The sequence below is a fragment of the Stenotrophomonas sp. PS02289 genome (assembly GCF_029960115.1).
Classification (GTDB): Bacteria; Pseudomonadota; Gammaproteobacteria; order Xanthomonadales; family Xanthomonadaceae; genus Stenotrophomonas.
The window spans coordinates 1-15,657 of sequence record NZ_JASCOZ010000102.1 but is presented as its reverse complement, the minus strand read 5'-3'; the positions used below and the strand labels follow the sequence as shown (position 1 = coordinate 15,657).

Below are 15,657 nucleotides of genomic sequence, written 5' to 3'. Positions count from 1 at the left end.
TTCAATAAAACACAAACACCCCCGTTAACCGGGGGGGCCGCCCACGGGCGGCCGCTACCGGTCACCCGTTAACGGTGATCGGCGACATACCGCTCAAACGCGGCAATGCCGTCCTCGACCGTGATCAGTTCCATCACGTCGTCGAACTCGATCTTGGTACCCCATTTGAGCTCGGCGCCCGGTTTACCCAGGTACTTGCGCGCCGCATCGTCATAGCGGTCCACGCAGTAGCGGCGGTCCGAGTAGGGGCCGCTGCGGTGCGGGTTGCTGGCCGCATGCAGGCCCAGCACCTTGGCTCCCATCGCGTTGGCGATGTGCATCGGGCCGGAGTCCGGGGTCATCACCAGCGCCGCGCGGGCCAGCAGGGCCGGCAGCTGCTTCAGGGTGTCCTTGCCCACCAGGTCCAGCGCCGGGGTCTGCAGCTGGGCCTGGATGGCGTCCGCCATGTTCCGTTCCAGCTCGCTGCGGCCCCCGCACAGCACCACCCGCCAGCCCCGGCTGGCCGCATGATTGGCCACCGCGGCATAGCGGTCGGCGTACCAGTTGCGGCGCACATGGCTGGAGCAGGGCGAGATCATCAGCACCGGCCGGCCATCGTCGTCCCACTGCGCCTGGGCCCAGTCCACCGCCGCCTGCGGCACCGCCAGATCCCAGCTCACCTCGGTCTGTTTCAGGCCCAGCGGCTCGCAGAAGCTGCCCATCGCATCCAGCACATGGATGCCGGGGCGGTCGGCGATGCGCTCGTTGATGAAAAGCCCATGCAGGTCTTTGGAGCGCGCCTTGTCATAGCCGATCCGGCGCCTGGCCGGCACGAAGGCCGACAGCACATTGGCGCGGAAGGCCACCTGCATCTGCAGCAGCGCGTCGAAACGGCCCGGAGGCAGGGTCTGGCGCAGGGCGCGCATGCCTTGCAGGCCGGTCTTCTTGTCGTAGGTATGGAACACCACGCCGGGCAGGCCATCGAGCAGTTTCTGGCCGACCTTGTCGATGATCCAGTGCAGTTCGGTGCCCGGCAGGCCCCGCTGCAGGGTACGCACCAGGGGTACCACGTGGGTCACATCGCCCAGCGCCGACAAACGCAAAAGACACAAGGAAGAGGACGTTGGTGCCATGGTGTTGTTAGACTCGAAGGAATGGTCGCATTCGACGCCACTGAAGCGCTGACGCCCTGCCGCGATGGACGCGGTATGGGTGCCATTCTGTTCGACCGCGAACGCCTGCGGCAAGCCGACATGAGCCTGTTCTCGCCGGCGCACTGGGGCGAGCGCGCGCGTCCCGTGGGCGACGGCGGTCGCGGCGGGGCCTGGTTCGTGGATGCGCCGTTCGGCCATTGCGTGCTGCGCCACTACCTGCGCGGCGGCCTGGCCGCCAAGCTCAGCCGCGACCAGTACATCTGGCGCGGGGCCAACCGCACGCGCAGCTTCGCCGAATTCCGCCTGATGCGTGCCCTGCGCGCGCAGAAGCTGCCGGTGCCGCGGCCGATTGCCGCGTTCTACATGCGCGACGGCCTGCGTTACCGCGCCGCCATCCTGATGGAGCGCCTGGAAGGCGTCCGCTCGCTGGCCGACCGCGCGCTGGTCGCCGGCCGCGGGGCTCCGTGGGAAGAAACCGGTCGGCTCATCGCGCGGTTCCACCGGGCCGGGCTGGACCATGCCGACCTCAATGCCCACAACATCCTGTTCGACGCCAACGGCCATGGCTGGCTGATCGACTTCGACCGCGGCGTGCAACGCATTCCGGCCACCGCCTGGCGTGAGCGCAACCTCAAGCGTCTGCACCGCTCGCTGATCAAGCTGCGCGGCGAGCGCAGCCACGAAGAAGTGGAAAAGGACTACGCGCGACTGCGTCGCGCCTACGACCTGGCCTGGAATCGGGGTTACTGATGGAGTGGGGCCTGCGCTTCATGGGGGTCGGCAATGCGTCGGCCGTGCAGCTGGGTTCGCCGATGGCGGTGATCGAGCGCGACGGCGCGCCCTGGCTGACCATCGACTGCGGCGGCGAAGGGTTGACCGCCTATCTGGCGCAGTACGGACAGATGCCGCAGGCGCTGTTCGTCACCCATGTGCATCTGGACCATGTCGCCGGCTTCGAGCGGCTGTTCGTGGATGCTTATTTTTCGCCGGCGCGGCGCGGCAAGATCCGCCTGTACGTGCCGGCCACCGTCGTGCCGCTGCTGCACAAGCGGGTAGGGGACTACCCCAACGTGCTGGCCGAGGGCGGGGCCAACTTCTGGGACGCCTTCCAGTTGATCGTGGTCGGCGATGCGTTCTGGCACGACGGCGTGCGCCTGGAGGTGTTTCCGGTGCGCCATCACTGGCCGGAAACCGCCTATGGCCTGCGCCTGCAGGGCGCATTGGTGTGGAGTGGCGACACCCGGCCGATTCCGGAAATGCTCGCCCGTTACGCCAACGACAACGAATTGATCGCCCACGACTGCGGGCTGCACGGCAATCCGTCGCATACCGGTGTGGATGATCTCGAGCGCGAGTATTCGCCCGCGCTGCAGGCGCGCATGATGCTGTATCACTACGCCAGCGAAGCCGATGGTGAGGCGCTGCGCGCCCGCGGCCATCGCGTGGCCGTGCCCGGTGAGTGCGTGGCGTTGGCCGTGCCGACGGCACCGACCCCCGAAACGGGTGACGGCCCCGCCGGCTGACCTCGGCGCCCGCGTCGATCGATACCGTTGCTGCCTTCCGGCCCTGGCGGGATTTTCGATCTAGCGTCGCGAGGGGCCGACGGGGCCGCCATAGAGACGTTGCACCGAAGTGCAGTCCGCCATTCTAGCACAAACAAAACCCTGAACCCTCTGTAGCCCACCGGTCTCCGCAATCCCCGGCCGCTCTCCCCATTGGCTAGAATCCCCCACGTAGAGCGGGGCTTGCCCCGCTGCTCGCAAAATGGAGGAACGACCTCCCCCAAACCGGGTATCACTGACCAGGACGGCCTGGCCCCATCAAAGGAGGCCACCATGGCCTGGATCTATCTACTCGTTGCCGGCGTTCTGGAAATCGTCTGGGCGTTTTCCATGAAGCAGTCCGAAGGCTTCAGCAAGCTCACCCCCTCGCTCATCACCTTCACCGCCATGGCCGCCAGCTTCTGGCTGCTCGCCCTGGCGATGCGCACCCTGCCGCTGGGCACCGCCTACACCATCTGGACCGGCATCGGCGCGGTCGGCGCGTTCATCGTCGGCATCGTGTTCCTCGGCGAGCAGGTCACCGCCATGCGCATCGGTGCCGCCGTACTGATCGTCAGCGGCCTGGTCCTGATGAAGCTCTCCAGCAGCTGACGTGTAGCCTCTCCCGACTACGCATGGAGGGGGAACGCCGGTAGGGTCGCTCGCAAGACGACCGCCGACCCTGCCGGCCACTGCTGTAAGGCATGGCCCCAAAACGGAACCGCCTCACCGCAGCCTATTCCTGTCCGAATCCGGCCAGCGCCGCCCCGGCGGAAAGCGCACACTCACGCTTCCCAAGCCCCGAGGCCCCGGTCATGAGCAACCTGCACGTCCGCTTCGCCGAACTCCACAACACCAACGCGCTGCTCGTCCTCCCCAACGCCTGGGACGCCGGCAGCGCCCGCCTCGCCCAGGAGCAGGGCGCGCAGGCCGTCGGTACCACCAGCGCCGCGATGGCGTGGTCCTGCGGCTACGCCGACGGCAGCGCATTGCCGCGTACCGCACTGCTGCAGCGTGTCGCTGAGATCGTGCATGCCACGTCGATACCGATCACCGTCGATATTGAAGATGGCTACAGCGATGACCCGCAGCAGGTAGCGGCACTGGTGCAGTCGCTGGTTGAACTCGGCGTGGTCGGCATCAACCTTGAAGACGGCACCGGCGCGTCTGCGTTGCTCGCTGACAAGTTCACCGCCATCCGCGCGGCGCTTGCCGGCCGTCCGTTGTTCATCAACGCACGCACCGATGTATATCTGCGCGGGCTCGCCGAAGGGCAGGCAGCCGTTGCCATGAGCGTGGAGCGATTGCAGGCGTACGCCGCGGCGGGTGCCGATGGGGCGTTCGTCCCGGGATTGAAGCAGCCTGCCGATATCGCGGCCGTGGTCGCAGGTATCGCATTGCCGCTCAACGTCATGTGGCTGCCGGGGATCGGCACACATGCAGAACTACTGGCCGCCGGAGTGCGTCGACTCAGTGCCGGCCCCGCGTTGTATGCGCACGCCTGGAGCGCGGTGGAATCCGCGACCCGCGCGATGCTGGATGATGCGCTGGCCATGCCCGCGACCCCGCCGAGCTACGCCGCATTGAATGCCCTGTTCGCGTAACGATGGGGTGCCATAGAGCCACGCCCTGCGTGGCTTCGCGGTGCAGGATTACAGGCAATCAGTCAACGCCAGCACCATCTCCACCGCATCCAATCCCGGCCCATGCCCGTCCACTACCACGTTGACCACCGCAAACCCCAGCCCGGCATAGAACGCCTGCACATGCTGGCTGGTGTTCAACACCACCCGGCGTTTACCCATCTCCCGCGCCTGTTCAATGCGCGCCAAGGCAAGCGCCTTGCCGACGCCCTGGCGATGCAGGGTCTGATCCACCATGCCCCAGACGAAACCGGCGGTTTCCTCATCCAGGCTGGCGAGACCGCCGCAGGCGACGATCTGGCCGTCGCGCTCCACCACGGCGTAATCCTGCGGGCGCTGTGGTTCCTGCAGGAAGCCTACGAATCCAGAGCGCTCATGCGGGCCGAAGTAGCGCGGCGTGTTGCTGTCGAAGACGCGCAGGCAGTGGGTGGCGTCGTTGGGGCTGTAGGGGCGGAATGTAGTCATGCAGGCATTCTGTCGTAGAGCCACGCCCTGCGTGGCTTCGCGGTGCTGGGATCAAGCGAAGAGCAGCCACGCAGGGCGTGGCTCTACATTTCCTGCCACGCCGCGCGGAGTACCCTCAGCGCCGAGCGCAGAAACATCAGCAGCAGCGCTGCTGCAATCAGAAGATCCGGCCAGCCGGCTCCGAACAGCCATACGGCCAGCGCCGCGAGCAACACCGCGACACCTTCGAAGATGTCATTGCGCGAACATTCCCACGCAGATGCCATGTTGATGTCGCCGCTGCGGAACGGATTCAACAGCCACAGGCAAACGCCATTTGCCGCAAGATTCAACGCCCCGGCAATGCCCATGCCTTCGAACAGCGGCACGGTGGGGTGGGTGAGTCGCCAGCCGATCTGGGCCGCGACCGTCAGTGCTGCACCCAGAATCAGCAGGCCCTTCAGAAACGCGACGCGGCCTTTGGCTTTTGCTGAGGCACCGACCACGGCCAGGCTGATCGCGTAGGTGAGGGCATCGCCGAGGTTGTCCAGGCTGCCGGAAAGCAGGGAGGATGAATGGCTCCACCATGCGGCGGCGGCCATCATCACGAAGGTGGCCAGGTTGATGGCCAGTACGATGCGCAGCACGCGGCGCTGCTTGGCGTGCAGGGCGGTGGTGTCGACGAGTTTTCCGCAGCCGCAGCAGTCGGACATGGGGACGTTGATGGAACGTGGACACCCGCATTGTAGAGCCACGCCTTGCGTGGCTGCGCGGTGCCAGGTCAAGCGAAGAGCAGCCACGCAGAGCGTGGCTGTACGTGGTCGAATGTGGGGCGATGGTGGCCGCTTCGTTTTCCGGGGATTGCGGGGCCCATCCATGGGCCCCGCCCCTGCGCTTTGCGCAGGGGCCAGCCGTTCGGCTGTCCGGATTCGCTCCGCGCCGAAGTCACAGCGACGCGCCGGGTTGAAGAACGCGTCGCCACGCGCCCGGGCGTATCCGCTAAACCTTTTATCCCCCTCTCTCTGCCGGGCAAACGCAAAAAGGCCGCCCTAAGGCGACCTTTTTGCGTTTGTCTGGCGGAGAGAGGGGGATTCGAACCCCCGAAGCGCGGTTTAGACGCTTACACACTTTCCAGGCGTGCTCCTTCAACCACTCGGACACCTCTCCGGACCTGCGGCAAACCCGCTGCAGGGGCGCAGATTCTAGCCGGGGAATGCGTTGGGCACAAGCGTCTTCACACAGGGCCGGAGGGGATGGACAGGCATGGCACAATGGACGTCCCGATGAAGACGGTGGCCTGATGTCCTATCTCGTCCTTGCCCGCAAGTGGCGTCCGAAGCGTTTTGCCGAGCTGGTGGGCCAGGAACACGTGGTCCGTGCGCTCAGCAATGCGCTGGACAGCGGCCGGGTGCACCATGCATTCCTGTTTACCGGTACCCGCGGGGTCGGCAAGACCACCATCGCGCGTATTTTTGCCAAGTCGCTGAACTGCGAACAGGGCACCAGCGCTGACCCCTGCGGCCAGTGCCCGGCCTGCCTGGACATCGATTCCGGGCGCTACATCGACCTGCTGGAAATCGACGCCGCGTCCAACACCGGTGTCGACGATGTCCGCGAGGTCATCGAAAACGCCCAGTACATGCCTTCGCGCGGCAAGTTCAAGGTCTACCTGATCGACGAAGTGCACATGCTGTCCAAGGCGGCGTTCAACGCGCTGCTGAAGACGCTGGAAGAACCGCCTGAACACGTGAAGTTCCTGCTGGCCACCACCGACCCGCAGAAGCTGCCAGTGACGGTGCTCTCGCGCTGCCTGCAGTTCAACCTGAAGCGGCTGGATGAAGAGCAGATCCAGGGGCAGATGACCCGCATCCTGGCCGCCGAAGAGATCGAAGCCGACCCCAGCGCCATCGTGCAGCTGGCCAAGGCCGCCGACGGCAGCCTGCGTGATGGCCTGTCGCTGCTGGATCAGGCGATTGCCTATGCCGGCGGCGCGCTGCGCGACGACGTGGTGCGCACCATGCTGGGTACGGTCGACCGCACCCAGGTGGCCGCCATGCTCGACGCCCTGGCCGAAGGCGATGGCATCCGCCTGCTGCAGGTGGTGGCGGCGCTGGCGGAGTTCTCGCCGGACTGGAGCGGGGTGCTCGAAGCCCTGGCCGAAGGCCTGCACCGCATCCAGGTGCAGCAGCTGGTGCCCGGCGCATCCGTCGACGGCGAAGGCATTGATGTGGTGGGCTTTGCCCAGCGCCTGCGCCCGGAAGTGGTGCAGCTCTGGTATCAGATGGCCCTGAGCGGCCGTCGCGACCTGTACCTGGCTCCGAGCCCGCGCGCCGGTTTTGAAATGGCCGTGCTGCGCATGCTGGCGTTCCGTCCGGCGGCGGCAGTTCCGCCCGTTCCCCGCGATGCCGGCAACGACACGGAGGTGGTTCCGGGCCCGGGAAACGTAGCTAGCGGCGGCCTGGCCGCCGCGTCGGTCGCGGCCCCTGTTGCGCCCCCCGCAGTCGCCCCTGCGCCTGTTGCCGCGCCCGAACCGACGAAAGCACCTGAACCGCCGGTCCAGGCCGTGCCGAAGCCGTCGTTGCCTGCGGAGCCGGCTCCGGCCAACGACCCGCCGCCGTGGGCACACGGCGAGGCAGAGGATCGCGACGAAGCCCTGGCCGCCGAAATGGCCGGTCCCGACGCGGCCATGGTGCCGCCGTGGGAAGAACCGGCGCGTCCGGCTGCTCCGCCAGAGCGCCCGCAGGGCATTGCCATTGCGCCGGCACCGGTGACGGCACCGCCTGCGGTGGTGGCTGAACCCGCGTCCAGCGCGGCCGCGGGCGACGCGGTGGCCCTGGATTCGGCCGACGCCTGGCTGCAGCTGGTGGCGCAGAGCGAGCTCAACGGCCCGTCGCGGCAGCTGGCGGCGCACGCGGCCTTCATCAGTTTTCAACGCGGTGTCTTGAAACTGGCGGTATCGCCCGGATTTGAGTACCTGTGTTCAGACCGCTCGCTGGCGGCCCTGACCGAAGCGCTGTCCGGTCCGCTGGGGCTCGCCCCGCGGATCGTGATCGAGCACGGCGAGGCCGAAGCCGAAACGCTGCACCAGCGTTCGGACCGCCAGCGCGGCGAACGTCAGCAGGCGGCCGAAACCGCCTTCATGGCCGACCCCAACGTGCAGGTGCTGATTCAGCAGCACGGCGCACGGGTGGTGGCCGATTCCATCCGTCCCATTGAAGAGTAGAAAATCATGCGCGGCAACATCGCCCAACTGATGCAGCAGGCCCAGAAGATGCAGGAAAACCTGCAGAAGGCCCAGGAAGATCTCGCCAAGCTGGAAGTCACCGGCAGCGCCGGCGGCGGCATGGTCAACGTGACCCTGACCGGTGCCAAGGAGTGCCGCAAGGTGCGCATCGACCCGTCCATCCTCAGCGACGCGGAAATGCTGGAAGACCTGGTGGCTGCAGCGTTCAACGATGCCTCCAACAAGATTGATGCCGAATCCAAGACCCGCATGGGCTCGGCCACGGCCGGCATGCAGCTGCCCCCGGGCATGAAGCTGCCGTTCTAACCGTGAGCCTGCCCCTGCTCGAACAGCTGATCGACGCCTTCCGCATTCTGCCGGGCGTCGGCCAGAAAACCGCCCAGCGCATGGCCTACCACGTGCTGGAGCGTGAGCGCGAAGGGGCGCAGAAGCTGGCCGAGGTGCTGGCCAAGGCGATCGAACGCATTGGCCATTGCGCGCAGTGCCGTGACTTCACTGAAACCGAGGTGTGTGCGGTCTGCGCCAACAGCAGCCGCGAGCGCGCGCAGCTGTGCGTGGTGGAATCGCCGGCTGATCGGTTGGCGATTGAAAGCGCCACCGGTTTTCGCGGGGTGTACTACGTGCTGCAGGGGCGGCTTTCGCCGCTGGACGGCGTGGGTCCGCGCGAGCTGGGGCTGGATGCACTGGGTACCCGCCTGCAGCAGGGCGAGGTGCAGGAACTGATCATCGCCACCAGCGCCACCGTGGAAGGTGAGGCGACTGCGCATTACCTGGCGCAGCTTGCCCGCGCACACCAGGTGCGTCCCAGTCGCCTGGCGCAGGGCCTGCCGCTCGGTGGCGAGCTGGAGTACGTTGATCGCGGCACGCTCTCGCACGCATTCGGTACCCGTACCGAGGCAACCTGACCTTTCATTGGTGACCCATGACCCAGGAAACGCTGTTCTCCAAGATCATCCGCCGCGAAATTCCGGCCACCATCGTCTTTGAGGACGACGACGTGCTGGGTTTCAAGGACATCGCGCCGCAGGCTCCGGTGCATGTGCTGTTCATTCCCAAGAACCACATCATTCCGACCCTGGACGACCTGCAGCCCGACCAGGCGTACCTGATCGGCAAGCTGGCGCTGGCCGCAGCCGAATACGCGCGTCGCGAAGGCTTCGCCCAGGACGGCTACCGCATCGTCATGAACTGCCGCGAAGACGCCGGGCAGACCGTGTTCCACATCCACATGCACCTGCTGGCCGGCGCGCCGCTGGGGCATTTCGGGGCTCCCGGGAAGTGAGGCACAAAAAAACCGCCCGAAAGGGCGGTTTCTTTTTGTGTGTTGGTTACCACCAACCCCAACCGCGGTAGCCCCAGCCCGGACCCCAGCCCGGACCCCACGGTCCGTACGGGTACACCGGCACCACGTCGACCTGGCGCTGTTCCGGCCACAGGTAGATCACGTCGGCTTCCAGCTTCGGCAGCTTGTAGTCGTAGTCGCCGATGCGGGTGTTTTCGTAGCCGGCAATCTTGCCGATGAAGGTCACATCGCGACCTGCTTCAAACACCGCCGGATCGTAGAAGCCGGCACGGCAGGCGACAAAGCGACCGTCGCTGGCATCGTTGCTGGTGGTGTTCGGGCGGCCGGTGCCGTTGAGCGGGCGCGACAGCAGCTGGAAGCAGGTCTGGCCCTGGCCCGGGGTGGTTTCAATGATGCGGCCACCCCAGCGGACCGGCGTGCCCACCTGCTGGGTGGCAACCGAATCGCGCGGGCTGACCACGCTGAAAGTGCCCTGCAGCGGCTTGGGCGCAGTGGCGCAGGCGGCCAGCGCCAGCGAGGCGGCAAGGGGAAGCAGAAGCTTGGTGTTCATGAGGATGCTCCGGTGGACGGACGATGCCGCTGCAGGTCACGCACAAGTGTAGGGTCGAGCCCGGAACCAGCGTAGCGCGCCTGAACGAAACGCTGGCTGAGCGAAATCAGCGCCGGGTCGGGGCGCTGCTGGTGGACGCGCTGCGCCCAGTCCGTGGCGGTTTCAGCCGGTTCCCGGGCCAGGCCATGCCGCGCGTAACGCCGGCCTACCCGGTGCCAAGCCCGCAGCAGCGGATCGCGTTCGCGTTCGCCGCGGGCCAGCACCCATGCCATCCAGCCTAGCGCAGCGCCTGCGAAGGCCATGAAAATGGCCACCAGCTGCGCCGGCTCCAGCTTGTCGATGCCCAGCGGGCGCAGCAGCTGCTGCTGGCGGGTGGCGTCAAAGCTCAGCACCAGGTCGTTCCAGCCGCGGCGCAGGTAGTCGGCCATCTGTCCCAGCTGGGCCCAGCGACCTTCCAGGGTCACGCCGCCATCGCCAGCGTTCAGGCGGTCTTCCAGGGTGTCGTAGATGCGCTCCGGGGCCACCGCGGCGGTCGGGTCCACGCGTACCCAGCCGCGCTCCGGCAGCCACACTTCGGCCCAGGCATGGGCGTCCATGCGCCGCACCACCCAGTAGTCGCCGTAGAGATTGCGCTGGCCGCCGGCAAAGCCGGTCACCACGCGCGCGGGAATGCCGGCGTTGCGCATCAGCACCACGAACGAGGAGCTGAAATGCTGGCAGAAGCCAGCCTGCTGGTCGAACAGGAACTCGTCCACCGCATTGCGGCCCGGGGCCGGCGTGGACAGCGTGTAGGCGAAGCGCGAGCGGATCCACTCCAGTGCGCGATTGACGATGGCGGCGTCGTTGCTGCCGGCTTCGTTGCGCCACTGGCGGGCCAGCGCGGCGGTGCGGGGATTGAGGTCCGGTGGCACGGCCAGCAGGCGTCGGCGCTGCCAGTTGTTGAGCGGTTGCACATAGCGTTCGGCCGGCGAGGACTGCATCCGCCAGCGGGTGAGGGCGGCCAGCGGAACGTTGCTGCTCAGGCTGTAGTCCGCATCCAGTCGGGTCCCGGCTGGGGCCTGCAGCGGCAGGTCCAGCGCCACCAGCTGGCGACGGTCGGTGGGCTCGTAGTCGATCTGGTAATCCCAGCGCACCGCACCGCGGGTCACCTGCGGCGGTGGAGCCTGATCCGCATAGCGATCCTGCACCCACACCTTGCCGTCGAAGTGGGTCAGCACCGGGCCGCGCCAATAGCGCTGCTCCGGTGCTGGCACCTCACCGATGAAGCTCACCCGCAGCGCCGGTGAGTCATCGCTCATCAGGTCCAGCCATTGGCCCGGTTCCATCCGGTCAGACAGGCCAGGCTTGCCCACCGCGCGCTCGGGCAAGCCCCACAGGGGCTCGCTCAGTCGCGGGAACAGCCAGAACGAAATCAGTGCCAGCGGCAATCCCAGCGCCACCAGACGGCCCACCCCGCGCAGCTGCCCGCCCAGTGCCGGGCTGGGGGCTTCGCCTTCGGCCTGGGCCAGGCGCTGCAGGGTGATCAACGCCGTCACTGCAGCCAGCACCGCCAGCACCATCGTGGTGGGGCCTTGATCCAGCAGGAACGCGGAGAACGGGGCGAACAGCGCAAAGCCGAGCAGACTGCGTGCATCGCGCAGCGTGCGAAGTTCGCTGGATTTGAGCGCCAGCATGGCGGTCAGCAGCGCGCAGCCGGTGTCGCGTCCCGGGCGGGCGCCCATCTGCCAGTAGATCGCGGCCAGCATGCCCAGCACCAGCAGCAGGCGCACCGGACCCGGCAGCACGCGCTGACCGGACAGCAAGGCAGTGAGAACGGCCACGACTGCAAACACCACGCTCAGCAGTGGCGGCAGCAACAGCAGCAGCGGCAGCAGTGAGAGCGCCGCGCTGAGCAGTGTCCAGCGTCGGGCGTCGACGGTCAGAATGAAGGAGGCGCGCTCAGTCATGGGGCATCAGCGCCAGTGCGCGTTGGCAGAGGTGGTGATGGCTGCTGCCCTGGCCCGGACCCAGCACCGGCTGGCCGGGCAGTTTGAGCGTGTACCGGCGGCCTTCGCGCTCGGCCAGGTCGACCCAGCGCGCCAGTCGCGCAATGCGTGCTTCGGTCGACAGCGATTTCAGCTGCCACCAGTCCAGCATGACATCCACGCCCACCGGCTTTTCATATTCGCGCACCAGCAGCGTGTCGCGCCGGGCCGAATGCTTCCAGGAGATGCTGCGCGGCGGATCGCCGGGGCGGTAAGCGCGCAGCTGATGCAGTTCGTCGCCGCTGGCATGCACGCGGGTGTGCAGCGGGTCACCGTCGCCTTCCGGAAGGGCAGGGGCCTGCAGTTCCGGCGCGGCGTACACCAGCAGCGGTGTATCCGGCCAGACCCATGCCCAGGCGCGTACCAGGCCCAGGGGCTGGGTGGTGGAGATACGGATGCGCTCCAGGTCCAGCCAGCCGCGCTGCTGGGTGGGCAGTTCCAGATCCACTTCCACCTGGTCGCTGTCCACCAGATGCCCATATGCCACGGCGTCGCCGTGCTGCAGTTGCAGGCCGCGGCGCAGGCGGGTGTCCGGGCGGGACAGACTCAGGCGCAGGCGTAGCAGATGGCCGGCGACGACCGGCTCGGCCGACACCGCGTCCACGCGCAGTGCGGAGAGCTGCAGATGTGCGGCAAACGTGCTGGCCACCGCCACCGTGGCCAGCAGCAGGGCCAGCAGCAGCGCAGGATTGTTGTTGTAGTTCAGCGCGCCCAGCAGCATGGCCATCAGCAGCACCGCCACGAACAGCCCGAAACGGGTCGGCAGCACGTAGATGCGGCGGCGATGCAGCCGCTGCGGCAGGGTTTCCTGCCGTCGCGGCCGTGCCAGCTTCTGGATGATGCGGTCTCCCCAGCCGCGTCGCATGTCAGTCCACCGGTACCGTCTGCAGGATGCCGCGTGCCAGCGCGGGTCCGTTGCCGGCCTCGGCTTCGGGCACCAGCCGGTGCCCGGCGACCGCCACGAACAGGGTCTGCACGTCTTCCGGTACCACGTGGCTGCGGCCCAGCAGCAGCGCGTGCGCCTTGGCCGCACGCAGAAGCGCCAGCCCCGCGCGCGGCGAAAGTCCCACGCGCACGCCGGTGTGCTGGCGGCTGCGTGCCAGCAGCGCCTGCACATAAGTAATGAGGGCTTCGCTGGCGTGCACCTGGCTCACCGCTTCACGCAGCGTACGTACCTGGGCCTCGGTCAGCGCCGCGGTGGTCTGCGCGATCAGGTGGCGGCGATCCGTGCCGCGCAGCAGCTCGCGTTCCGATTCCGGGTTCGGATACCCCAGCGCCAGCCGCAGCAGGAAGCGGTCGAGCTGCGAATCGGGCAGCGGGAACGTGCCGGAAAGATCCACCGGGTTCTGCGTGGCGATCACGAAGAACGGATCGGGCAGGGCGTGGGTCACGCCGTCCAGCGTGACCTGCTGTTCGGCCATCGCTTCCAGCAGTGCGCTCTGCGTGCGCGGCGGGGCGCGATTGATTTCATCGGCCAGCAGCACATGGGTGAACACCGGGCCCGGATGGAACTGGAACTGCCGGCTGGCCGCTTCGTACACCGAAACGCCGAGCACATCGGCGGGCAGCAGGTCCGAGGTGAACTGCACGCGCTGGAAGCCCAGTCCCAGGCTCGATGCCATGGCATGGGCCAGCGTGGTCTTGCCCAGGCCGGGCAGGTCCTCGATCAGCAGGTGGCCACCGGACAGCAGGGCCACGAAGGCCAGCCGTACCTCATGGGATTTGCCAAGCACCAGACTGTTGACCTGGTCCTGGGCGTTGCGAAGGGCCTGTCGCACTACATCGGTTAGCATGGCGGGCACGTGGGGCGAAGATTCCATGTTCGTCTCGTGTCGTCGTTCCTTTCGATTCTATAGGCCAATGCAGGGCGAACAACGCGCACGCACCATTTTTTTGACGTTGTGGACGCTGATCACCGCTGCAAAGCTGGTGATTGCAGCGCGTCTGCCCTTGTTCGTGGACGAAGCGTTCTACTGGCAGGAAGGTCAACACCTGGCCATGGCCTACTCGGACCTGCCCGGGCTGACCGCCTGGCTGACCCGCCTGGGCGTGGAACTGGGCGGCGAACATGTGCTGGCGGTGCGGCTTCCGTTCCTGGCCATCGGCGCGGCGCTGCCGTGGATGGTCTCGCGCATTGCCACGCGCTGGTTCGGCGCAGTGGCTGGCTGGCAGGCCGGCAGCCTCACCTTGTTGATGCCCCTTTCGGCCACGCTGGGCATGCTGGCAGTGCCCGACGTGCCGATGGCGCTGGCGGCGGTGCTCTGCCTGGATGCTGGTGCACGGCTGTTGCGCAGCGTGGATGGAGCCGCGGGCGCGGCGATGAAGCTGGCGCTGGGCCTGATGATCGGCGCGCTCAGCCACTACCGCTTCATCGGCGTCATCGCGGTCGGCTTCATCGCACTCTTGGTGCTGCCGCAGGGACGGCGCATGCTGCGCGATCCGCGCGTGTGGGTGGCGCTGGCGATGGGCGTTCTGGCCTGGCTGCCGCTGTTGGCGTGGAATGCGGACAACCATGATGCCGGCCTGAAGTTCCAGATGGTGGAGCGTCATCCCTGGAACTTCCAATGGAGCGGGCTGTGGTTCCTGGTCATCCAGCCGGTGCTGGTCACCCCGATTCTGTGCGTGGCGATGTGGAAGGTGGCCTTGGCCGGCACCCGCTCCGGCGGCGGCGCGCGCGCGCAGTGGCGCTACTTCGGTCTGGTCGGCGCGGTGTCCACGGTGGCGATCTTCCTGCTCGGCTTTTTCACCGACGTCGAGCGCATCAGTTTCCACTGGCCGCTGCCGGGCTACCTGGCGCTGCTGGTGGCGGTACCGGTGGTGCTCAACGGCTGGCCGCGCTGGCTGCGCCGCACCGGCTGGTGGCTGGCGGGAGCCGGGCTGACGCTGGCGCTGGGCTACTACCTGATGGCCTCCACCCCGGCGCTGCGCGAGCAACTGGCCGGAGACAAGTATTACCCGCGCAACTTTGCCGGCTGGCGACCGCTGGCCGACGCCGTGCGCGATGAACTGCGGCAGATGCCGGAGGGCACCCGGGTGCTGGCGGGCAACTTCAAGGTCGGGGCCGAACTGGGCTTCCAGCTGCGCGACCCGCGGATCGAAGTGCTGCCGCATCCGCTCAACGACAAGCATGGGCGCACCGCGCAGCTGGGCGAGTGGGGTCTGCTGCATGAAGGCGAGCGACAGGGGCCGATGCTGCTGGTGCTCTCACCCAGTGACCAGCGTTACCGCGAACTGCTGGAGCGCTATCACCAGGTGTGCGAGCAGGTGGGCCCGTTGCCGCCGCCGCGCGTGGTCAGCCAGGACCACGGCTACCAGCGCTTCCTGCTGTTCCGTCTGCCGGCGCAGCGCGCTGAGGGGGCGTGTGTGACGCCGGCCATGGCCTGGTTCGACACCCCGCAACCAGGGGGCGAGGTGCAGGGCGTGGTGGAAGTGCGCGGCTGGGCCTTCAAGGACGGCGTCGGGCTGTCCAAGGTGGAGCTGCTGGTCGATGGCCAGCCGGTCGCGCCGGTGCGCTATGGCCGGCCCTACGACATCACCGGGTTCTGGAAGATTTCCAATGACCCGCAGCATCCCAACGTCGGCTTTGATGCGCAGGTGGATACGTCCTCGCTGGCTCCCGGCAAGCACTGGCTGGGCCTGCGCCTGCACGGCAATGACGGCAGCGTCGAAACCTGGCAGGAGCAGGCCGTCATCGTACGCTGAGACACCGCCTGGGCCGGCCAACGGCCGGCGCTACCGGTACATCGAATGCACGCGATATCCGTCTGGTAGCGCC

16 protein-coding genes, 1 tRNA gene and 1 other RNA gene are annotated in these 15,657 nt (G+C 67.4%); 9 read left to right on the top strand and 9 right to left on the bottom strand.

Annotation, left to right across the window (positions count from 1 at the left end):
- Window positions 1-68 precede the first annotated feature (68 nt).
- Window positions 69-1,112, bottom strand: a complete 1,044-nt coding sequence (locus QMX83_RS14335) for a glycosyltransferase family 9 protein (RefSeq protein ID WP_282297318.1) — start codon at window positions 1,110-1,112, stop codon at window positions 69-71.
- A 21-nt stretch (window positions 1,113-1,133) separates the two neighbouring features.
- Here QMX83_RS14335 and QMX83_RS14330 point away from each other — a divergent pair, with 21 nt between their 5' ends.
- Together QMX83_RS14330 and QMX83_RS14325 are read left to right on the top strand one after the other, a co-directional pair.
- Window positions 1,134-1,883: a 3-deoxy-D-manno-octulosonic acid kinase gene (locus tag QMX83_RS14330; RefSeq protein WP_282297317.1), complete on the top strand. Its 750-nt coding sequence runs from the start codon at window positions 1,134-1,136 to the stop codon at window positions 1,881-1,883.
- Window positions 1,883-2,656: an MBL fold metallo-hydrolase gene (locus tag QMX83_RS14325; RefSeq protein ID WP_282297316.1), complete on the top strand. Its 774-nt coding sequence runs from the start codon at window positions 1,883-1,885 to the stop codon at window positions 2,654-2,656. Before QMX83_RS14330 ends, QMX83_RS14325 begins: the two co-directional genes overlap by 1 nt.
- On the opposite strand, the gene ffs is transcribed toward QMX83_RS14325, so the two are convergent.
- Window positions 2,643-2,739: signal recognition particle sRNA small type (gene ffs / locus QMX83_RS14320), an RNA gene on the bottom strand. The two genes, QMX83_RS14325 and ffs, sit on opposite strands and share 14 nt — an antisense overlap.
- A 229-nt stretch (window positions 2,740-2,968) precedes the next feature.
- On the opposite strand from ffs, the gene sugE reads away from it, so the two are divergent.
- On the top strand, window positions 2,969-3,286 hold the full coding sequence (sugE, locus tag QMX83_RS14315) for a quaternary ammonium compound efflux SMR transporter SugE (protein ID WP_282297315.1): 318 nt from the start codon (window positions 2,969-2,971) through the stop codon (window positions 3,284-3,286).
- A gap of 203 nt (window positions 3,287-3,489) precedes the next feature.
- Window positions 3,490-4,278, top strand: coding sequence for an isocitrate lyase/phosphoenolpyruvate mutase family protein (locus QMX83_RS14310; RefSeq protein ID WP_282297314.1), 789 nt, complete (start codon window positions 3,490-3,492; stop codon window positions 4,276-4,278).
- 48 nt (window positions 4,279-4,326) lie between these two features.
- Here the strand turns inward: QMX83_RS14310 and QMX83_RS14305 are convergent, their stop codons facing one another.
- The 3 genes from QMX83_RS14305 to QMX83_RS14295 all read right to left on the bottom strand — a co-directional run bounded on the left by QMX83_RS14305 (window position 4,327) and on the right by QMX83_RS14295 (window position 5,928).
- Window positions 4,327-4,782 (bottom strand): GNAT family N-acetyltransferase, encoded by a 456-nt coding sequence (locus QMX83_RS14305; RefSeq protein ID WP_282297313.1) that lies wholly within the window; start codon window positions 4,780-4,782, stop codon window positions 4,327-4,329.
- 83 nt (window positions 4,783-4,865) lie between these two features.
- A complete protein-coding gene (locus QMX83_RS14300; protein ID WP_282297312.1) occupies window positions 4,866-5,474 on the bottom strand; it encodes a cation transporter in 609 nt (202 codons plus the stop codon).
- 361 nt (window positions 5,475-5,835) lie between these two features.
- Window positions 5,836-5,928: transfer RNA gene (locus QMX83_RS14295), tRNA-Ser, on the bottom strand.
- Between the two features lie 133 nt (window positions 5,929-6,061).
- Between QMX83_RS14295 and dnaX the strand changes: the two genes are divergently transcribed.
- From dnaX to QMX83_RS14275, 4 genes are read left to right on the top strand one after another with little or no spacing between them, the layout of a single operon-like run.
- Window positions 6,062-7,984, top strand: coding sequence for a DNA polymerase III subunit gamma/tau (gene dnaX, locus QMX83_RS14290; protein ID WP_282297311.1), 1,923 nt, complete (start codon window positions 6,062-6,064; stop codon window positions 7,982-7,984).
- A gap of 6 nt (window positions 7,985-7,990) precedes the next feature.
- Window positions 7,991-8,311 (top strand): YbaB/EbfC family nucleoid-associated protein, encoded by a 321-nt coding sequence (locus tag QMX83_RS14285; protein ID WP_282297310.1) that lies wholly within the window; start codon window positions 7,991-7,993, stop codon window positions 8,309-8,311.
- A 2-nt stretch (window positions 8,312-8,313) separates the two neighbouring features.
- Window positions 8,314-8,910 carry a recombination mediator RecR gene (gene recR / locus QMX83_RS14280; protein WP_282297309.1) on the top strand — a complete coding sequence of 199 codons (597 nt, stop codon included), beginning with the start codon at window positions 8,314-8,316 and terminating at the stop codon, window positions 8,908-8,910.
- Between the two features lie 17 nt (window positions 8,911-8,927).
- Window positions 8,928-9,287, top strand: coding sequence for a histidine triad nucleotide-binding protein (locus QMX83_RS14275; protein WP_282297308.1), 360 nt, complete (start codon window positions 8,928-8,930; stop codon window positions 9,285-9,287).
- A 46-nt stretch (window positions 9,288-9,333) separates the two neighbouring features.
- Here the strand turns inward: QMX83_RS14275 and QMX83_RS14270 are convergent, their stop codons facing one another.
- Genes QMX83_RS14270 through QMX83_RS14255 form a run of 4 tightly spaced genes read right to left on the bottom strand, consistent with a single transcriptional unit; the run spans window position 9,334 to window position 13,702 of the window.
- Complete coding sequence (locus QMX83_RS14270) at window positions 9,334-9,858, bottom strand: Slp family lipoprotein (RefSeq protein ID WP_282297307.1); 525 nt, start codon at window positions 9,856-9,858, stop codon at window positions 9,334-9,336.
- The gene (locus tag QMX83_RS14265; protein WP_282297306.1) at window positions 9,855-11,804 is read right to left on the bottom strand and encodes a DUF3488 and transglutaminase-like domain-containing protein; all 1,950 of its coding nucleotides are present in this window, start codon (window positions 11,802-11,804) and stop codon (window positions 9,855-9,857) included. Before QMX83_RS14265 ends, QMX83_RS14270 begins: the two co-directional genes overlap by 4 nt.
- Complete coding sequence (locus QMX83_RS14260; RefSeq protein ID WP_282297305.1) at window positions 11,797-12,747, bottom strand: DUF58 domain-containing protein; 951 nt, start codon at window positions 12,745-12,747, stop codon at window positions 11,797-11,799. The genes QMX83_RS14265 and QMX83_RS14260 overlap by 8 nt, the downstream gene beginning before the upstream one ends.
- A 1-nt stretch (window position 12,748) precedes the next feature.
- The gene (locus QMX83_RS14255) at window positions 12,749-13,702 is read right to left on the bottom strand and encodes a MoxR family ATPase (RefSeq protein ID WP_282297304.1); all 954 of its coding nucleotides are present in this window, start codon (window positions 13,700-13,702) and stop codon (window positions 12,749-12,751) included.
- 40 nt (window positions 13,703-13,742) lie between these two features.
- Here QMX83_RS14255 and QMX83_RS14250 point away from each other — a divergent pair, with 40 nt between their 5' ends.
- Entirely contained in the window at window positions 13,743-15,584 is a 1,842-nt protein-coding gene (locus tag QMX83_RS14250) for a glycosyltransferase family 39 protein (protein WP_282297303.1), read from the top strand.
- Window positions 15,585-15,657: the final 73 nt, after the last annotated feature.

Bases quoted from the DNA above. Each gene is read 5' to 3' on its own strand.
- QMX83_RS14335 (WP_282297318.1), bottom strand. From the start codon at position 1,112: ATGGCACCAACGTCCTCTTCCTTGTGTCTTTTGCGTTTGTCGGCGCTG.
- QMX83_RS14330 (WP_282297317.1), top strand. From the start codon at position 1,134: ATGGTCGCATTCGACGCCACTGAAGCGCTGACGCCCTGCCGCGATGGA.
- QMX83_RS14325 (WP_282297316.1), top strand. From the start codon at position 1,883: ATGGAGTGGGGCCTGCGCTTCATGGGGGTCGGCAATGCGTCGGCCGTG.
- sugE (WP_282297315.1), top strand. From the start codon at position 2,969: ATGGCCTGGATCTATCTACTCGTTGCCGGCGTTCTGGAAATCGTCTGG.
- QMX83_RS14310 (WP_282297314.1), top strand. From the start codon at position 3,490: ATGAGCAACCTGCACGTCCGCTTCGCCGAACTCCACAACACCAACGCG.
- QMX83_RS14305 (WP_282297313.1), bottom strand. From the start codon at position 4,782: ATGACTACATTCCGCCCCTACAGCCCCAACGACGCCACCCACTGCCTG.
- QMX83_RS14300 (WP_282297312.1), bottom strand. From the start codon at position 5,474: ATGTCCGACTGCTGCGGCTGCGGAAAACTCGTCGACACCACCGCCCTG.
- dnaX (WP_282297311.1), top strand. From the start codon at position 6,062: ATGTCCTATCTCGTCCTTGCCCGCAAGTGGCGTCCGAAGCGTTTTGCC.
- QMX83_RS14285 (WP_282297310.1), top strand. From the start codon at position 7,991: ATGCGCGGCAACATCGCCCAACTGATGCAGCAGGCCCAGAAGATGCAG.
- QMX83_RS14275 (WP_282297308.1), top strand. From the start codon at position 8,928: ATGACCCAGGAAACGCTGTTCTCCAAGATCATCCGCCGCGAAATTCCG.
- QMX83_RS14270 (WP_282297307.1), bottom strand. From the start codon at position 9,858: ATGAACACCAAGCTTCTGCTTCCCCTTGCCGCCTCGCTGGCGCTGGCC.
- QMX83_RS14265 (WP_282297306.1), bottom strand. From the start codon at position 11,804: ATGACTGAGCGCGCCTCCTTCATTCTGACCGTCGACGCCCGACGCTGG.
- QMX83_RS14260 (WP_282297305.1), bottom strand. From the start codon at position 12,747: ATGCGACGCGGCTGGGGAGACCGCATCATCCAGAAGCTGGCACGGCCG.
- QMX83_RS14255 (WP_282297304.1), bottom strand. From the start codon at position 13,702: ATGGAATCTTCGCCCCACGTGCCCGCCATGCTAACCGATGTAGTGCGA.
- QMX83_RS14250 (WP_282297303.1), top strand. From the start codon at position 13,743: ATGCAGGGCGAACAACGCGCACGCACCATTTTTTTGACGTTGTGGACG.